This is a genomic window from Sphingosinicella sp., from assembly GCF_052387495.1.
Classification (GTDB): domain Bacteria; phylum Pseudomonadota; class Alphaproteobacteria; order Sphingomonadales; family Sphingomonadaceae; genus Allosphingosinicella.
The window spans coordinates 1-16,624 of sequence record NZ_JBQTJC010000282.1 but is presented as its reverse complement, the minus strand read 5'-3'; the positions used below and the strand labels follow the sequence as shown (position 1 = coordinate 16,624).

11 protein-coding genes and 1 pseudogene are annotated in these 16,624 nt (G+C 66.1%); 6 read left to right on the top strand and 6 right to left on the bottom strand.

Annotated elements, in window-relative coordinates; all coding sequences use genetic code 11:
* The coding region (locus tag ACT4N8_RS15480) for a beta strand repeat-containing protein (protein ID WP_444859007.1) at nucleotides 1-5,376 on the bottom strand (5,376 nt) is incomplete at its 3' end.
* Nucleotides 5,377-5,473: 97 nt separating this feature from the next.
* Between ACT4N8_RS15480 and ACT4N8_RS15475 the strand changes: the two genes are divergently transcribed.
* Nucleotides 5,474-6,793 carry a TPR end-of-group domain-containing protein gene (locus tag ACT4N8_RS15475; RefSeq protein ID WP_444859006.1) on the top strand — a complete coding sequence of 440 codons (1,320 nt, stop codon included), beginning with the start codon at nucleotides 5,474-5,476 and terminating at the stop codon, nucleotides 6,791-6,793.
* 145 nt (nucleotides 6,794-6,938) lie between these two features.
* Entirely contained in the window at nucleotides 6,939-7,589 is a 651-nt protein-coding gene (locus tag ACT4N8_RS15470; RefSeq protein WP_444859005.1) for an acyl-homoserine-lactone synthase, read from the top strand.
* A gap of 130 nt (nucleotides 7,590-7,719) precedes the next feature.
* Here the strand turns inward: ACT4N8_RS15470 and ACT4N8_RS15465 are convergent, their stop codons facing one another.
* Nucleotides 7,720-7,851 carry a hypothetical protein gene (locus ACT4N8_RS15465; protein WP_444859004.1) on the bottom strand — a complete coding sequence of 44 codons (132 nt, stop codon included), beginning with the start codon at nucleotides 7,849-7,851 and terminating at the stop codon, nucleotides 7,720-7,722.
* Nucleotides 7,852-8,196: 345 nt separating this feature from the next.
* Entirely contained in the window at nucleotides 8,197-8,508 is a 312-nt protein-coding gene (locus ACT4N8_RS15460) for a hypothetical protein (RefSeq protein WP_444859003.1), read from the bottom strand.
* A 601-nt stretch (nucleotides 8,509-9,109) separates the two neighbouring features.
* On the opposite strand from ACT4N8_RS15460, the gene ACT4N8_RS15455 reads away from it, so the two are divergent.
* Both ACT4N8_RS15455 and ACT4N8_RS15450 read left to right on the top strand, forming a co-directional pair.
* Nucleotides 9,110-9,361, top strand: coding sequence for a helix-turn-helix domain-containing protein (locus tag ACT4N8_RS15455; protein ID WP_444859002.1), 252 nt, complete (start codon nucleotides 9,110-9,112; stop codon nucleotides 9,359-9,361).
* Nucleotides 9,361-10,683: a type II toxin-antitoxin system HipA family toxin gene (locus ACT4N8_RS15450; RefSeq protein ID WP_444859001.1), complete on the top strand. Its 1,323-nt coding sequence runs from the start codon at nucleotides 9,361-9,363 to the stop codon at nucleotides 10,681-10,683. Before ACT4N8_RS15455 ends, ACT4N8_RS15450 begins: the two co-directional genes overlap by 1 nt.
* Before the next feature lie 263 nt (nucleotides 10,684-10,946).
* Here the strand turns inward: ACT4N8_RS15450 and ACT4N8_RS15445 are convergent, their stop codons facing one another.
* The 3 genes from ACT4N8_RS15445 to ACT4N8_RS15435 all read right to left on the bottom strand — a co-directional run bounded on the left by ACT4N8_RS15445 (nucleotide 10,947) and on the right by ACT4N8_RS15435 (nucleotide 15,089).
* Nucleotides 10,947-11,564 (bottom strand): class I SAM-dependent methyltransferase, encoded by a 618-nt coding sequence (locus ACT4N8_RS15445; RefSeq protein ID WP_444859000.1) that lies wholly within the window; start codon nucleotides 11,562-11,564, stop codon nucleotides 10,947-10,949.
* Nucleotides 11,565-11,574: 10 nt separating this feature from the next.
* A complete protein-coding gene (locus ACT4N8_RS15440) occupies nucleotides 11,575-11,925 on the bottom strand; it encodes a DsrE/DsrF/TusD sulfur relay family protein (RefSeq protein WP_444858999.1) in 351 nt (116 codons plus the stop codon).
* Between the two features lie 734 nt (nucleotides 11,926-12,659).
* Complete coding sequence (locus tag ACT4N8_RS15435; protein WP_444858998.1) at nucleotides 12,660-15,089, bottom strand: TonB-dependent receptor; 2,430 nt, start codon at nucleotides 15,087-15,089, stop codon at nucleotides 12,660-12,662.
* Nucleotides 15,090-15,322: 233 nt separating this feature from the next.
* On the opposite strand from ACT4N8_RS15435, the gene ACT4N8_RS15430 reads away from it, so the two are divergent.
* Both ACT4N8_RS15430 and ACT4N8_RS15425 read left to right on the top strand, forming a co-directional pair.
* Nucleotides 15,323-16,000 carry a GntR family transcriptional regulator gene (locus ACT4N8_RS15430; RefSeq protein WP_444858997.1) on the top strand — a complete coding sequence of 226 codons (678 nt, stop codon included), beginning with the start codon at nucleotides 15,323-15,325 and terminating at the stop codon, nucleotides 15,998-16,000.
* A gap of 91 nt (nucleotides 16,001-16,091) precedes the next feature.
* Nucleotides 16,092-16,624: pseudogene (locus tag ACT4N8_RS15425) on the top strand (hydroxymethylglutaryl-CoA lyase); the annotation flags it as partial.

Below are 16,624 nucleotides of genomic sequence, written 5' to 3'. Positions count from 1 at the left end.
ACGCGACCGGCTGAACCCGCCCGCCCGGCCCGCGGCGCCGCGCCGCTCGCCGGCGCCGCCGCCGCGCGCATCGGCGCGGTTGCGGAAGCCATAGGTCTCGGCCCAAGCGCTGCCGCCGCCGCCCGAGGGCGCGAGCCACGAGACGCCGTCACTGGCGGGCGTCCCCGGCGCGCCGAACAGGCCGGGCGCGCCCTCGCCGCCGATCCGGGTCAAGAAGCGCGAGGCGAGGTCGTAGAGGCCTGACTGGACGGCGGCGTGGACGGTGCCGATCGCGGCGATGGTGCCGGTCAGCTCATAGGTTTCGGAGGTCGTCTCGGTGATCGTGTCGGTGCGCGTCTCGTTCACCGCGTATTCGGTGCGCGTGATCGTGTTGATGTTGATCGTTCCTGGCTCGACCGTGAACTGGGTGGTGCCGGGCGGGCCGCAGGCCGGTCGCGTGCCGCTCGGCAGCGCGCCGATCGCGGCCTCGCAGCTGCGCCCGTCGCCGATCGCGATCGTCGCCGGGCCGAACGTCAGGACCGTGGTGACCGTGTCGCTGCTGCCGGCAAGGCCGAACACCGAGGCTGAACTGGTCGTCGAGGTGACGGTGCGGCTGACCAGCACCGGATCGGAGATGATGACGATGCCGGGCCCGCCGCCGGCGGTGATCGCCGCCCGCGCCGCCACCAGCCCGTTCAGCACCGTCGCGCTGCCGAACGCGTCGTTGAAGACCTGGTCGAACAGGGCCACGCCGCCGGCCAGCCGGCCGACGATCCGCGTCTCGAAAAGGCCGACGCGCTGCACCGTGATGGTCGGCGCGTTGAAGACGATGGCGTCGGTGAAGGTGGTGGTGGCGGTGTTGGTCGGGCCCGATCTTCCCACCGTCAGGATCACGTTGTTCCCATCGTAGCTGAGGGTCGGGGTCAGGCCCCCGAAGTCGCCTTGCGTGACCAGGCTGCCGAAGGTGCCGGTGAGCCCGTTCGCGGCCGTGAGCAAAGTATATCGGGTGCCGGCGCTGAAGGTGCCGCCGAGGCCCAGCGCGGTGAGCGTGCCGGCGAGCGTCGCGCTGCCGCTGACGTTGACCCGGTCCGCGGAGGCCGCCGCGACCTCGACGAGGAAATTGCCGTTGGCGGCGAAGCTGAGATTGCCGGCGTTGGAGAGGGTGCCGATCGAGGTGCCGGGCGCGAGCGTGCCGCCGTCGGCGATGCTCGTCGCCCCCACCGTGCCGGTGCCGCCAAGCGTGGCGCCGCCGTTCACCGTCACCGTGCTGCCGGCGATCGCGCCGGTGACCAGCAGAGTGCCGCCGTTGATAATGGTGGCGCCGGTATAGGTGTTGGCGGCGGAGAGGGTGAGCGTTCCGGCTCCCGCCCAGGTAAGCGAGCCGCCGGCGCCGCCGAACTCGCCGCCGTCGGCGATCACGCCGCTGATCGTCATATCGCCGCCGAGGCCAAGCAGATCAAGGTTGCGGGCACCTAGAAAGACATTGCCCGCCCCCGAAAGCCGGCCGATGGCGACGCTCGCGGCAACAAGCGACGGGGTTTGTTGCGGGTCTTCCGAAATATCGAGGATTCCGCCCGCATTGTTGACGATCGTGACGTCGTTGCCCTGCGCTGTCAGCCGGAAGCGAACCGCCCCGCCATCATTGTTGGTGATGGTCGGCGTTCCGGCCGAGCCGGTCTGGAAGAATTGGGTCGAGCCACCCTGATTGTTGGTGATCGTCGCGGTTCCGGCGGTCGCCAGTTGCTGGAAGAGGGTGACGCCGCCCTGGTTGTTGGTGATCGCCGCCGATCCGGCGCTGCTGCTGTCGCCGAAGAGCGTGCTGTAGGAGAAGTTCGCGGCGCCGCTGTTGACGATGGTCGCGTTCGCGGCTGTGCTGGTTGCCACGAACGCGGTGTTACCGCCGCTCTCGTTGGTGATGCTGGCGCTGCCCGCGTTCGCCGCATCGCTGAAGACTACTCCACCAAGCCCCACCACTCCCGGGCGTCCGAAACTGAATGTCGAAACGCTTCGATTGAGGATTCGCGCATTGCCGGCGGTCGAGGAATCGAAAAAGGTGACCCCGCCGACATCCGCCGTGTTGTTGATGGTGGCATTTCCGGCCGTGCTGGTATCGAAAAAGACAGCGGAGCCGGTAAATCCGTTCGGGCCGTTGTTGATGGTGGCGCTGGCGGCCGTGCTCGATTCGTGAAAGGCGGTACCGCTGCCGACATTGTCGATGACGGCGGTGCCGGCCGAGCTGGTCTGATAAAAGTTGGTCGCCGCGCGCGAAACGTCGCCGGTGTTGAAGCTGGTGATCGCGGCGTTGCCCGCGGTGCTCGAATTGAAGAAGTTGAGCGCCGCGCCGCCACCCGCAACCGTATTGGCAACGGTGACGTAAATGACCGGCCGGAAAGCCGAGTTGTTGACGATGCCCTGCCCAAGGATGTTGAGGCCGCTGCCTCCGCCCTGGCTGATGATCCGCGAGTCGAGATTGAAGGTATAGGCCGGAGCATCGGCGTCGAACAGCAGCCGGCCGACCTGGGTCGTGCCGGGCGAGAAGACGAGGGTGGTGCGGGTCGATGGACCGAAGCGGGCGGTGCCGATCGGAACCGCGTCGGGATTCCAGTTGGAGCCTGTGTTCCACAGGTTGGTGGCCGGCGCCGCCAGCCAGCGCTCCTCGTCGGTGGCGTTGAACTGGCTGAGATTGAGGACGACGCTGGTCGGCGTGTAGCTGAGGGTGGCGAACAGGCCGCCGAAATTGCCGGCCAACGTGAAGACGGAGAAGGTGCCGGCCCGCCCGCCCATCGTCATCAGCGTGCTCTGGCCGGGCGCGTACGCGCCGCCGCTGGCGGCGGCGACGAGCCGTCCGCCGAGCAGGGCGTTGCCGGTGACCTGGATGCGATCCGCGGAAGCGGGCGCGACATCGGCGATGTAGCTGCCCGAATCCCAGGTGAGGTTGCCGGCGATGGTCAGGGTGCCGATGCCGCCGGCCGTGCCGGGATTGATCGTGCCGGTGCCGCCGGTCGATGCGACCGTGCCGGTGCCGCCCAGCGTGCCGCCGCCGTTGACCGTGACTCCGCTCGACGAGGCGATCGAGCCGTTGACGAGCAGGGTGCCGCCGTTGACGATCGTCGCGCCGGTGTAGGTATTCGTCGCGCTAAGCGTCGTCGTCGCGTTGCTCGGGCCGGTCTGGGTCACCGTGCCGGTCCCCGAGATCACTCCGTCGATCGCGAGCGCGCCGCTGCGCGCGAAGATCAGCTGGTTGTTGTTGACGATGTTGCCGCCGAGCGCGCCGGTGGCGCCGCCCGAGCCGAGCCCCACGCCGCCGCCGCTGACGGCGTAGGTGCCGATCTGCAGGATGCCGCCGCGGCCGAGCAAGGAGATGACCTCGCCGATGGTCGTCGTGCCGGCGAAGGCGCTGCTGTCGCCGGTCAGGATCGTCGTGCCGAGCATCACGTCGACAAGGCCGCTGCCGGCGATGGTCGGGGCGAACAGATAGCCGGTGGCGTTGTGGAGGAAGCGAAGCTGGCCGGTCGGGCCGAGCTCGACGTTCGCCGCGTTGAGCGTGCCGGGCGCCGCGGTCGCCGCGCCGCCGATCGTCAGGTTGGGCGAGCCGCTGCCGGGTGCGCCGATGAATATCGTGCCATTGCCGCCCGCGACGTTCACGGTGGCGCCGTCGCGGATGATTACGCCGCTGTTGCTCCCCTGGACCAGGCCGATCGAGAGGTCGCCGGTCAGGTTCCAGGTTGCGGCGTTGACTTCGACGACGGCGTTCGCCCCCGGCGTGATTTGCGAGGCCGGCGCATCGGAGCCGATGAACGCGGCCGCGCTGTTCACGGTGGCGCCGTCGGCGATCGAAAGACGGCTCGAGGTGATCGCGGAGGGTGACGACATCAACAGGTCGCCGCTGTTCCAGGTCGTCCCCGCGCCGGTGACGAGCATTCGGCCGTTAACGAACGCCGAGCTGCTGGTCGCGGTCGCTCCGCTTTGCACGGTCAGCGCCGGTTGGCTGGACGCCCCGGTAAGACTCAGCGCCCCCATGTTCCATGTCGAGCCGGCGCCGCTCACGCTCGCCGAGCTGGACCGACCCTGCGCCTGTTCGATGTTCGTGCTGGCGCTGGTGACGGCGCCCCCATTCTCGATCGTCAGAGTTCCCGCGGTATTGCCCTGGAAGAGTGCTCCCGGAACAGCGAAGCGAAGGCTGCCGCCGATCGTCCAGATCGAACCGGCTCCCGTCACCCGCACGTCGCCCGCGCCGCCGGCTTCACCGATGACGGCGTTTCCGCCGCTGTTCAGCCTCCCCCCGCCCTGGATGGTGAGGCGTCCGTTGGTGCCGCTGCCGGAGCCAACCGAGGTCGCCCCGGCGCCCGTGATCGAACCGGTCAACAGCAGCGTGCCGCCGTTGACCGTCGTCGCGCCTGTATAGGTGCTCGCGCCGGAGAGCGTCAGCGTGCCGGTGCCGACCTTGGTCAGCGAGCCGCCGGTGCCGCCGAGATCGCCGCCGTCGCTGATGACGCCGCTGATGATGTCGTCGCGGTTGAGCGCGCCCAAAGTGAGGTTGCGGCCGCCGAGGGCTACGTTGCCGACGCCTGAGAGCGAGCCGATCGCGGTCGAGGCCGCGCCTCCATCAACCTGGGAGATGTCGACCAAACCGCCTGTTTCGTTGACGATCGTGGCGCCGGCGCCGCTCGCGTCGTTGAAGATGCGCAGGCCGGTGCGGTTGGTGATCAAGGCGTTCCCGAGGCTGCTCGCGCTGTTGAACGTTGTGCCGCTCAGATTGGTGATCCGGGCATTGGCGGCCGTGCTGCTGCCGGAGAAAATAATATTGCCGAAGGGGTTGCTGATCGCCGCATTGGCGGCGCTGCTATTGTCTCTGAACTCCAGCCTTCCGAAGCCGCTTCCGCCGATCGTGATCTGCGCGGTCCCGGCATTGCTGTTGTTCTCGAACGAGATACGGCCTTGGCTGCCCTCACCAAGCAGTGCGGCGTTGCCCGCACTGCTATTGTTGGCGAAGCGCAGTGTGGAACGATTGCCGACAATGAACGACTGCGTCGCCGACGAATTGTTGACGATGCCCTCGCCGAGGAAGGTGAATTCGTCCGACTGCAACGTGAAGGTGTAGGCCGGCGCATTCGCGGTGAAGACGAAGCGGCCGATCGTGATCGGCTGCTGGTTGACCTGATTTTCGAAGAAGATGTCGGTCTCGCTGGTCAGGCCGAACGTGGCTGTGCCGGTCGGGACGACGCCCTCGACCCAGTTGCCGGGTCGCTGATAGTCCGACCGGCCGCCGAACACGACGTTCTCGGGATTGGCGCTCCAGGTCGAGTCCTGGGCCAGGGCCGGTGCGGTCATCAGGGCGGCCAGCGAAGCGCCGGCGAGGGCCACCAGCCGCAAGCTCCTGAGACCATTGCCCATCATCGTCTCCCCGTGCGCGAGAATCGTGCGAGCGGGATGTTAGGAGGCGCGCCGGATCCATGTTATCGGCGTAACCGGTCAGACGCGGACAAATGCGGGCATGGCGAGCAGCGGGGGCAATGGCGCAGCCGCGAAACGGCTGAAAAGCTGGAAGGAAATCGCGTCCTTCTTCGGCACGGACGAGCGCACCGTGCGGCGCTGGGAGGAAAGGGGCCTGCCCGTACATCGCGTTCCCGGCGGCGCGCGGGCCACCATCTACGCCGATGCTGGCGAGCTCGAACGCTGGTTCAGCGGGCGCAAGGAGGAGCCATCGCCGGCGTCGCAGCCCACTGCGCCCCGCCGGCGATGGCTAGCGCTTGCCGCCGTTCTCGCCGTGCTTGCGGGTGTTGCCTCCTTCATTTTCGTTCGCGATGCGGATCCTGCGCCGACGGCGACGGCCGCGCCGCGGCACGAGCCGCCGCAGCGAGCGGTCGATCTGTACACCGCCGCGACCTACCAGGCGGAGCGCGCCACGCCGGACAGCTTGCGGCGCGCGCTCGGCCTTTACGGTCAGGCGATCGCCGAGGATCCGGCCTACGCCGCGGCCCATGCCGGGCTGGCCAGCGCCTATATCCGTCTTCGCGTCTTTTCGGCGATGACCGAGGCGGAAGCCTATCCGCGCGCCCGGGCTGCGGCCGAGCGGGCGCTCGAGCTCGATCCGAGCCTGGCCCAGGCCCATATCGCGATGGGGTTCGTCACCTTCTATTCGGACTGGGATTTCACGCGGGGGCTGCACCATTTCGGTGAGGCCGCGCGGCTCGATCCCCGCGGCGCCAGCGGCCGTTACCAATATGGCCTGGCGCTGCTCCGCGCCGGCGACTTCGCCGCGGCCCTGCGCGAGCTGGATGTGGCACAGCGTCTCGATCCGCGCTCGCGCGGAATTCTCGCCGACCGGGGCTTCGTTCTCTATCTCATGGGGCGGCGCGAGGAGGGTTTGGCTCTGATCCGGCAGGTCACAGCGGACGATCCCGATTACATGCTGCCGCACCATTATCTGTCCCTGATCCATCTCGGCGAGGGCAATTGGCGCGCCGGCCTCGACGAGGCCGAGATCGCCGCGCGGCTGCGCCAGGACCAGGGCCGCCTGGCGCTCGCCGGGCCGGCGCGGCGCGCGCTGGAGCAAGGCGGCGGGCCGGCGATGCTGCGGGTCGTGTTGGCCGGACAGACGCGACGGCACGCGGCAGGCCAGGAACCAGCCTATGTAGTGGCCGAGTTCCATGCCTTACTGGGCGAGCGCGAGGCGGCGTTGCGCTACTTGCGCCGGTCGATCACCGCGCGGGAGGCAGTCGCGCTAACCATGCGGTTCGATCCGCTGCTGCGCAACCTCCATGGCGATCCGGAATTTCGACAGCTGGCGGCGCGCGTGGGGCGACCGAATTAAGCCAGCCGTGACAACGATCGCGAGACCCCACGTTCGAAGCCGACGACGGTCTTCCGCCGCCGGTGCCGGCATACCCCCATTTCCGGGACTCGCGGCCCCCACCCCGATCCGGCGATAGCCTTCCGGTCAACCGGAGGAGCTTTCAATGGTTCTCGTTGTGGAACGCGCGCGGCAGCCCCTCGCCGACGAGACGCTGCGGTCCATGTTCGAGGCGCGCAAGCGGGTTTTCGTCGACCTCCTGAAGTGGGACGTGCCGGTGTTGGAAGGCCGGTTCGAGCTCGATCAGTTCGACGACGAGCAAGCCATCTATCTCGTCGTCCACGACGATGATGGCGGCCATCTCGGATCGGCGCGGCTCCTCGAGACGGTGCGGCCGCACCTGCTCGACACGCTCTTCGCCGATCTCTGCGCGGCGCCTCCGCCGTGCGGCCCCAACGTCCTGGAGATCACCCGCTTCTGCCTCGCCCGACCTCTTGCCGAGAACGGTCGAGGCGCTGGACCGACACCTTCGATCACGTTCAGAAAGGGCCTCCGTCGAAGGCTCCAGGCCGCTCGCACCTCGGAGGCCAATGCGGCAAGCGCGTCCTGGATATTCGGCGGCGGACAAGGTTCCGGGAGAAGATCTCCGGTGGCGGGTTGGAGCATCAGTGCCGGACGCAGGCCGGGCGATCCCGGATCCTCGATCAGCATTGCGCGCGCGGTCAGCGCGCGAAGACGTTCGGCATCTCCCCGGTCGATCTCCCCCGCGGCGAGGCGGACGAAGGCGGGCGTGGCAGCGAAGGGCAGGCAGAAATAACGATCGGCTTCGACATCGAGAAAGATGACGCGGCCTCCGCAGAGGCACCAATGGAGGTTGTCGCGAAGGCGAAATGTCATCTGCGGCGACCGGGGGGTCGCGCGCGCCCGCCGGGCGCGCGCGTCCTGGGTTAGTCGTCGGTAAGACCGAGGGCGACCTTGAGGGTGCGCTCCTGGTCCTCGAAGCCGATGGGGCCGCCCCGCGTTTCCGCGGTCGCGGCGCCGAACTCGATCAGATCGTCCTGAAGATATTCATGGTTCATGGCATTTCTCCACATTGGGTTGATGTCATGGCCGTGACCATGGGAGTCTATCGCCGCTGCGGCGAAATCCCCACCTTATATGCGAGATGTATCACGAATGTTTTGCTGCCTGCCGGCACCGCTGCCGAACTGAAGCCGGGCGTTGAGAACATGCTTGGACATGCGCTGCCGCCTTTAGCCGCAAGCGGCCTGGACATGCGCGGCGGCCACCCGGCAATCCGGTCCGGTTCCACCAGCGAGCTCCTCACGCCGCGGCGCCGATGTTCGGCTCTGACCCAAGCTGATACCGGGGCGCCGGAAGTGCAAGCCCGGCCGTTCGAGGCGCTGGGAGATCCGGTTTGTCCGCTACTGCGGCTGAGGCTGCGGATGCTCCGCCTGCCCGACATGCTCCATATGGGTCATCATCTGCGACATCATCTCGTGACACTGCCGCATGCGCTCCATCATCTGCCGTCGCATGGCCGGGTCCGCCATCATCCGGCCATGGTCCATGCCCTGCATCCGGTCGTGACCCATGTTCTGCTTCGGCTGGCCCGCCTGTGGCGCGGGCGTCTGATGCTGGTGGTCCTGCGCTTGCGTCGCCTGCGCCGCGGCCGCCGTGATGGCGAGGCCGCCGACCAGGCCGAGCCCGGCGGATTTCAGATCGATCTTCGTCATCGCTTTCTCCTCTTGCTGGCGAACCTCGCCCTTGCCTCATTCCGGGCCCTGGCCCTGTCATGCGCCGGCATCCGGCGCATGGCCTTCGATATGCTATACGCACTGGCGACCGAAGCTCCTCGCCCAAGCGAACCGATTCCGGCGGGCGACGTCCGTTTGGCGCCGAGCCTTTTTGTCGCCCGTCGATCCGCTCGCCAGTGGCGGACGACCGGCGCATCGCTCCTTAGCACACGTCATCGGGCCGCAGCGCTCCGTAATGTAACGGATAGCGGATCGCCTGCGTCCGGATCGGAGCGCCGCGGCTCGGGCGAGGGCATCCCCGGCCCAACTCAGAAGGGGGCAGATCAAAGTCATGGTTCCGATGAAGAGAATGATCCTGTTTCTCGCCGTCCTGGTCTCCGGCTCCGCGCTGGCCCAGGAACCCGACCGCACCCAGGACCGCGCCGCGGTGGTAAATGTGCTGCGGCAGTACCCCCCCCCCCGCGACCGAGCGTATAGGGCCCCTCAATACGGCTTAGGGTATAAGGCGAAATTATACGGAACACCGTATATTGACAGAATATACGCCACAGCGTATATCACTCCGCCGAAGGAACCCGTCATGTCCCAGCTCGCCCGCTCTCCCGACCAGCTCGGCGCGATCCTCCAGCGCCAGCGAAACCTCAAGGGCCTGACGCAGAAGCAGCTCGCCAGCCAGCTGGGCATGCGGCAGGCCACCATCTCCCAGCTCGAGGGCGGCCTCCCGGGCGCGCGCCTCTCGACGTTGATGGACGTCCTGGCCGCGCTCGACCTCGAGCTGGTGATCGATCGCCGAAGCAAGGGCAGGGCCCAGGATATCGAGGACATATTCTGATGGCGCGCCGCAGGACGCACGTTCCGCTCAACGTCTATCTGAACAATCGCCTCGTCGGCCGGCTCACCAAGGAAACCAGCGGCGCCGTCGAATTCGCCTACGATCCCTCCTGGCTCGGCTGGGAGCACGCGTTGCCGGTGTCCTTGTCGCTGCCGCTCAGGGAGACGCGCTACACCGGGGCGCCCGTCGCCGCGGTCTTTGAGAACCTGCTGCCAGATTCTCCGCCCATAAGAAGCCGCGTCGCCGAGCGCGTCGGGGCGGCCGGAGCCGATGCCTACAGCCTGCTGTCGAAGATCGGCCGGGATTGTGTGGGGGCGCTACAGTTCGTGCCGGACGGAGAGCAGGTTCCGGCGCACGAGAAGATCCAGGGGATCGCGCTCAGCGACGCGGAAATCGAAGGCCTTGTTTCCAATCTCGCCCGGGCGCCGCTCGGCCTCAGCGAAGAGGATGAGTTCCGGATCTCGGTCGCCGGCGCCCAGGAGAAAACCGCCCTGCTCTGGCACGAGGGCCGCTGGAAGAAGCCCATCGGCACGACGCCAACCACCCATATCCTCAAGCCCCAGATCGGCCAGATTCAGACGAGCTCCGGCCTGATCGACCTCAGCAACAGCGTCGAGAACGAATATTATTGCCTGAAGCTCATGGAAGCGCTCGGCCTGCCGGCGAACCAGGCCAGCATCGCGACCTTCGGCAAGAAGAAGGTGCTGATCATCGAGCGCTTCGACCGCAGGCACGCCCGCGACGGACGGCTGCTGCGCCTGCCCCAGGAGGATTGCTGCCAGGCGCTGTCGGTCCCGCCCGGCCGGAAATACCAGAACCATGGCGGCCCCGGGATCGTCGCGATCATGAAGCTGCTGCGCGCGAGCGACACGCCGACCGAGGACCAGCTGGCCTTCTTCAAGAGCCAGCTCATCTTCTGGCTGATCGGCGCCACCGACGGCCATGCCAAGAATTTCAGCCTTTTCCTGAACCCAGGCGGCCGTTTCGGTCTGACGCCCTTCTACGACGTGCTGACCGCCCAGCCGAGCTTCGATCGCAAGCAGATACCGCAGCGGGCATTCCGGATGGCCATGTCGGTCGGGAGCAGCCGCAAGTATAAGATCCTCGACGTCCACGGCCGGCATTTTGCGGAGACGGCCAGGGAAGCGGGGCTGGGGCCGGCGCCGATCAGGGCGGTGATCGACGAGCTTCGCGCGGCCGTCGAGCCGGCCCTGAAGCGCTTGCCGGACATGCTGCCCGAGGGCTTTCCCGCCAGCGTTCACAGGAGCGTTGCAAGGGCCGCGCTCGCGCGAATGAAGCAATTGGAAACAGCCGAAGTCTGAGCCGCGCCCGCCGAAAGCCATCGTGTCGCACCAAGACGAGCGGGGGTGCTGTCAAACTAACCGGAATCTGGTTCGCTAGCCCGCCATAACGCGGTCGATGAGCTACCTCGCGATGGAACGGTTCAGCCCAATTTATCGAACAAACTGAATATCCGCCCGCGTCCGCAGCCCCCCGAACCATATCGGAAAACAGCCTCTCATTTGCTTTGACAGTACCCGCGGGATCGGAGCGTTGGTCACGGTACTCAGCGCGTCATCATCGGCTAGGAGGACCGAAAGGCGCACCAGGTGAAGGCCTGTGTCGCTCCCCAAGGAGTGACGTGCTCTTCGCGCCATGCCTCGACCAACTCGATCGAAGGTCCCAATTCTCGGGCCAGCTTGTCCGCGTCGTACCGTTCCACCGGCAACCCGCTGCAGCGCTCAGGTCCGTCGAGAGCGAAGGTCGCAACGACAACCAAACCGCCCTTAGCGAGTCCCCCAGCCAAGGCTTCGCGATAGGCCGCCCGCTGCTCCGGCTGCACGAGAAAGTGGAAGACCGCGCGGTCGTGCCACACGTCGTATCTGCGCGTCGGATGCCACGTCGTGACGTCAGCCACTTCCCACACGACGTTATCGGTCGCGCCCCCCAATCTGGCCTTTGCGCGATCCAACGCCGAGGGCGCGATGTCGAGTACGGTTACGTCCCGCCACCCGCGCATAAGGAGAGCATCGATCAGTGTGGACGCGCCACCACCGACATCGATCAGCGATGACGACGGTTGCGCGCCGAGGCGATCCAGAGCTCGCAGCGATGGCTCCGGCTCCGGCTGGAACCAGCTTACGCTGGTCGGGTCCTTCTCCGTGTAGACCCGGTTCCAATGCTCATGGCGATCGGTGCTCATGTCGGACAGCCTAGAACGTCAGGGTGCGATCCGCCACAGCGATACAGTCGGCAAGCTCGGTCATGTTGCTCACAGCTGCGCCTTCGAGCACAATCTGTGGCCGCAGCCCACGCGCATCCATGCAAGATCCGCACAGCAGCACCCGTCCATTGCCGAGCAGGACGCGCTTCAACATGCGCTCGATGTTGTAATAGCCCTCAGGCGTTTTCTGACCAGCCAGAGCTGCGGCGACAGCGTCCGCCATCAGAAACACGGTTACTTCGGCATCCTCTTGTTTGAGCAGAGCATTCGCCACTCGCAGCGCGTTGTAGCACCGCTCGTTGCCATAGGGGGCCTCGTTGATGATGATCAGCGACTTCACCGCAACCTACCTCCAAATGAGGCAGTCTGGGCAAAAATGGCGGGTTTGACAACGCACCCGTTATGGTAAAGGCGAAGTTCCGTCGTCATTGACCAGAGGCAGGTTTTGGGAAACGCGCCGACCCATCGCAACGATCGAGTTGGGCGCAAATCAGACCCGCCGAACGTTCGCCTGCCTAGCCATAATGCCCGGCAGCGATGGCCACCATCCATCCAAGCTGGTTTGGGGAAAGCCAGTGGTCCGGCGAAGCCAGGGGTTCATAGGCATCGCCGTCATAGAGCAACTCCCCATCGACCATCTGCAGACCGAGTCCACAATCCCAATATATCGTGGTCACCGAGCCCCAAACCCAGGCGTAGAACCGGCTAGTCTTCTGGGCATGGGCCCGAGCGCCCTCGAAGCTGTCAAGCGGCGCTGTCAAACTAACCGGAATCTGGTTCGCCAGCCCGCCCTAACGCGGACGATGAGCTACCTCGACGTGGAACGGTCCAGCACAATTTATCGAACAACCTGAGAATCCGGCCGCGTCCGGAGCCGCCCGAACCATATCGGAAAACCGCCTCTCATTTGCTTTGACAGTACCCTCGGATTTCGACGAATGCGATCACTTCAGAAGTTCGCTTCGGTCCACGCCTGCTAACGCGCGGCACCTTTGGTCTGACAGGGCCTCCTCGCGTGCCACCCTCGCGATCGCGCGGGGCAAGGCAGACCGTCGTCATGTTCGGCACGGTCCCTCAGAATCGGAAGCCCACCTCGACGCCGTAGAGCCGCCGCGCGCCGGGCGAGATGAAGGACCCGCCGAACTCGATGGCCGGGATCACCTCGTTCAGATAGCGCTCGTCGAGAAAATTGTTGGCGAAGATCGTGGCCCGCCAGCGCCCAGCTTCGATGCCGAAGCGCAAATCGAGCACCCCATAGGCCTCGCGGCGGTTGACGTCGTAGCGCGCGTCGCCGACGGAGCTGGGCAAGGCGAGCGCCGAAATCGGCAGCAGGCCGCTGAACAGGGTCGGCCTGGTCTGGTTCTGGACGGTGTGAAACCAGGTCGGCCCGGTCATCCGGTAATTGGCGCGAAAGACGAGGTTGAGCGCGTCGCTGATCGGCGCCTCGATCTGAGTGCCGAGGTTGATCGTATAATCCGCCGTGTAGGGCGAGCTGTTGCCGACCGTATAGGTCCGCGAACTGTTGCGCTTGATCTCGGAATCGGTGAGGTTGAACGAGCCGAATATGGTCCAGCCGTCGACCGGCTCGGCATTGAGGCTGAGCTCGGCCCCCCTGATGTCCACCCTGTCGATGTTCGACACGACGCGCAGAAGGCCGAAGCCGCCGACGAAGAATTCGAAGAACTGCATGTCGGTGATGCGGGTATAATAGCCCGCCAGGCTGTAGTTGATCGGCCCGACGCGCCCCCTGATCCCCACCTCGAAGGCGCTGGAGCGCTCTCGGTCGAACTGGTCCTCGATCGTCACGTCGGCGTCGATGCCCGGAATGACCGGATTGTTGAAATTCTGGTCGACGATCGCGGCCGAGCCCTGATTGTTGAAGCCGCCCGACTTGAAGCCGATGCCCCAATTGGCGTAAATGTTGGTGCGCGGCGCTACTTCCCAGCGCAAGCTGATCCTGGGCTGGAGCTGCGAGAAGGTCGCGCGTTGCGGCGCGATCGGCCCGAAAGCCTGGCCCGGATTGATCGGGCCACCGGTGAACGGATCGGTCGCGGTGGGCACCAGCGAGCGCACCCGCCGGCGCTCGATGTCGTAGCGCAACGCCAGGCCGAGATCGATCGCGTCGGTGATCTCCCACTCGAGCGAGCCGAACACGGCATAGACGTTGGTGCGGAACTGGTCGGCGAACAATTGCGAGGTTGGGTTGCCGGACGTAGGGGGATTATAGAGTTCCTCGATGGCCCCCTGTCCGGTGTCGGCGCCGAGGCTGACGCCCACGGTGCGGTCGATATTGAGATAATAGGCGCCGAGCTGCCAGTCGAGCGGTCCGTTGCCGTTCGAGATGAGGCGCACCTCGGCGCTGATGTCCTCCTGGTTGCGCCGCTGGTACTGGGTCCCGTCGCAGGTCGTCGGCGAATAGGCGCCGAACACGGAGCCGTTGGCCGGAGCGAAGATGAAAGGCACCGGAATCTGGCCTATGAAGCCTGGAGGATTGACCGGAAAACCGGTCAGCGCCGCAGTCGAGGTGAAGCATGCGTTGACCGCCGGCTGGCCTGCCGGCTGCGCGGCGAAGATGTAGCGGGCGAAGTCGGCGGATGTGCCGTCCGCGACGAGGTCGTTCCTGATGTTGCTGTAGAGCGTCCAGGCGCTGAGCGTCACCGGTCCGAAATCATGGTCGATCCTGAGCGACGCCTCGAATGTCGTCTGGTCGTTGGTCGGCCGGATGTTCGAATAATAGCGGAAGGGATGGTCGTTCACATCCTCGTAGAAAGCGCCGCCCAGCGCCGGGATATGGAATGAGGAGTTGAAATTGATCGAAGCGCCGCGCAGCTCGCCATACCGGACCTTGGCGTCCAATGTGGTCGCCGGGCCGAGCGCGGCGACGATCCGTCCGTCGATGTTCCACGCCTCCTGGTCGTCGACAACTCTCCGGTCCAGAAACAGGTTGCGGTAGAAACCGTTAGTGGTCCGATAGTCGCCCGACAGCACGAAGCCGACGCCGTCGGCGATTGGGCCCGAAACATGGCCGTTCAGACTTGCCGTATTCACGTTCGCGTAGCTCGCCTCGACAGCGCCGGTGAAGGTCTCGGTCGGCCGCAGCGTCTGGATCACGATCGCGCCGGCAGCGGCGTTACGTCCGTAGAGGGCGCCCTGCGGCCCCCTGAGGACTTCGATCTGGCGCAGTGTCCCCTGATTCTGGTTGAGCGCGGCGGTGTTGGTCTTGAGGATCCCGTCCACCACCAGGGCAACCGAGCTTTCCGCGTCGCGCGCGCCGTTGATGCCGCGGATGTTGATCTGGGTGTCGCCCGCCTCCGCCGTGCTGGTCACGATCGTCACGCCAGGCGTGAGCTGCACCATATCCTCGGCAGTCTGGATATTGGCGCGTTCGATCGTCTGCGCGGTGAACGCGGTGATCGACGCCGGCACGTCGCTCAGCAATTCCGATACGCGCCGGGCCGTCACCACGATATCACCTTCGTCATCGACGTCGGGCGCGGCCGTCACGGGTGGAGCTACCTCCCCTGGCGGCGTCTGCGCCTGCGCCGGGTTGGCGGTAGCGAGGCCAAAGGAGGCCGCACCGCACAGGAACGAGACAGACCGCCGCATCTAGACCTCCCCTTTTATGATATATGGCCCCGGTTTCCCCCGAAGGTCCACATTGACGGAACATTATTGTATACAAACCCTGCCCGTCAAGCCCTGGTCATTGGGCGCAACGGCGAATCGCGGGAGGATGCATGTCCAAGGCGTCTGAACTGGCTTACCGCTACATCAGGGGATCGATTCTCGAGGGAAGGTTCGCCGCAGGCACACAGCTGCGGGAAGAATTCCTCGCCGAAGCCTGCGGCGTATCCCGAACGCCCGTCCGCGAGGCGCTGCGCCGGCTGGAAAGCGAGCATTTCATCCGTCGCACCGAGTCCCAACGCACCTTCGTCGCCGACTGGTCAATCGACGAGATCGGGGAAAGCTTCGTTCTGCGCGCCATGCTCGAGGGCCATGCAGCCGCACGCGCGGCGGAGCGGATCGAGGACTCGGCGATCACTGCGTTGATCGACCTGAATCGCGCAATTCAGCGCACCGTCGAAGGCGAGTCGATCGACGTGGACGCCTTCCTCGACAATAACCGGGATTTCCACGGCATCATCCTAAAGTCGGCGGGCTCGGAAAGGCTCGCGGCGGTGCTCGGCGGGCTGATTGAGCAACCGATCCTCCTGCGCACCGCGCGCCAATATGACCGCGAACAGATCCTCCGCTCATTCTCGGAGCATGACGAGCTGGTGCTCGCGTTTCGCCGCCGCGATCCGGACTGGGCCCGCGCGGTGATGACCGCGCACATCCGGCGCGCTTTCCATGCCTATCGCGATGCCTTTCTCGGCGCCCCGGGCGCGATACAGGTGGCGGACGCCGCCGAATAGGTCGGAATATGGCCGCACGAGCTACTTGACGCGCTAGCCCGGAGAGGTATCTTTGTATACAATAATGGACCGCTGGAGAGGTTTTGTCTGAATGGCCGCCGGTGAAGCCGTCGAAATTGTCGAAGTGGGGCCGCGCGACGGGCTGCAGAATGAGCGGACCTTGGTCTCGACCGCGGACAAGGTCGCCCTGATCGGCCGTGCAGCGGCGGCCGGAGCGCGGCGGATCGAGGTCGCCAGCTTCGTCAATCCCCGCCGCGTTCCGCAGATGGCGGACGCGGACGAGGTCGTGGCCATGCTCCCGGATCATCCCGGCCTCGTCTATATCGGGCTCGTCCTCAACGAGCGCGGCGCGGAGCGAGCCCTCGCCACCCGGATCCACCAACTCGGCGCGGTCTGCGTCAGCACCGACAGCTTCGCGATGCGGAACCAGGGGCAGACCAGCGACGAATCGCTTGCCGTTGCCGGAAGGATCGTGACGCTTGCAAAGTCGGAGGGGCGGGCGGCGCAAATCACGATTGCCGGCGCGTTCGGCTGTCCGTTCGAGGGCGAGGTTCCACCCGACCGGATCGTCATGATGGCCGCCGCCGCCGCCGAGGCTGGCCCGGTCGAGGTGGCGCTCGCTGA

Excerpts from the sequence above, each read along its gene's own strand:
- ACT4N8_RS15460 (WP_444859003.1), bottom strand. The coding sequence starts at position 8,508 with ATGACGAAGATCGATCTGAAATCCGCCGGGCTCGGCCTGGTCGGCGGC.
- ACT4N8_RS15445 (WP_444859000.1), bottom strand. The coding sequence starts at position 11,564 with ATGAGCACCGATCGCCATGAGCATTGGAACCGGGTCTACACGGAGAAG.
- ACT4N8_RS15455 (WP_444859002.1), top strand. The coding sequence starts at position 9,110 with ATGTCCCAGCTCGCCCGCTCTCCCGACCAGCTCGGCGCGATCCTCCAG.
- ACT4N8_RS15475 (WP_444859006.1), top strand. The coding sequence starts at position 5,474 with ATGGCGAGCAGCGGGGGCAATGGCGCAGCCGCGAAACGGCTGAAAAGC.
- ACT4N8_RS15470 (WP_444859005.1), top strand. The coding sequence starts at position 6,939 with ATGGTTCTCGTTGTGGAACGCGCGCGGCAGCCCCTCGCCGACGAGACG.
- ACT4N8_RS15430 (WP_444858997.1), top strand. The coding sequence starts at position 15,323 with ATGTCCAAGGCGTCTGAACTGGCTTACCGCTACATCAGGGGATCGATT.
- ACT4N8_RS15465 (WP_444859004.1), bottom strand. The coding sequence starts at position 7,851 with ATGAACCATGAATATCTTCAGGACGATCTGATCGAGTTCGGCGCCGCG.
- ACT4N8_RS15450 (WP_444859001.1), top strand. The coding sequence starts at position 9,361 with ATGGCGCGCCGCAGGACGCACGTTCCGCTCAACGTCTATCTGAACAAT.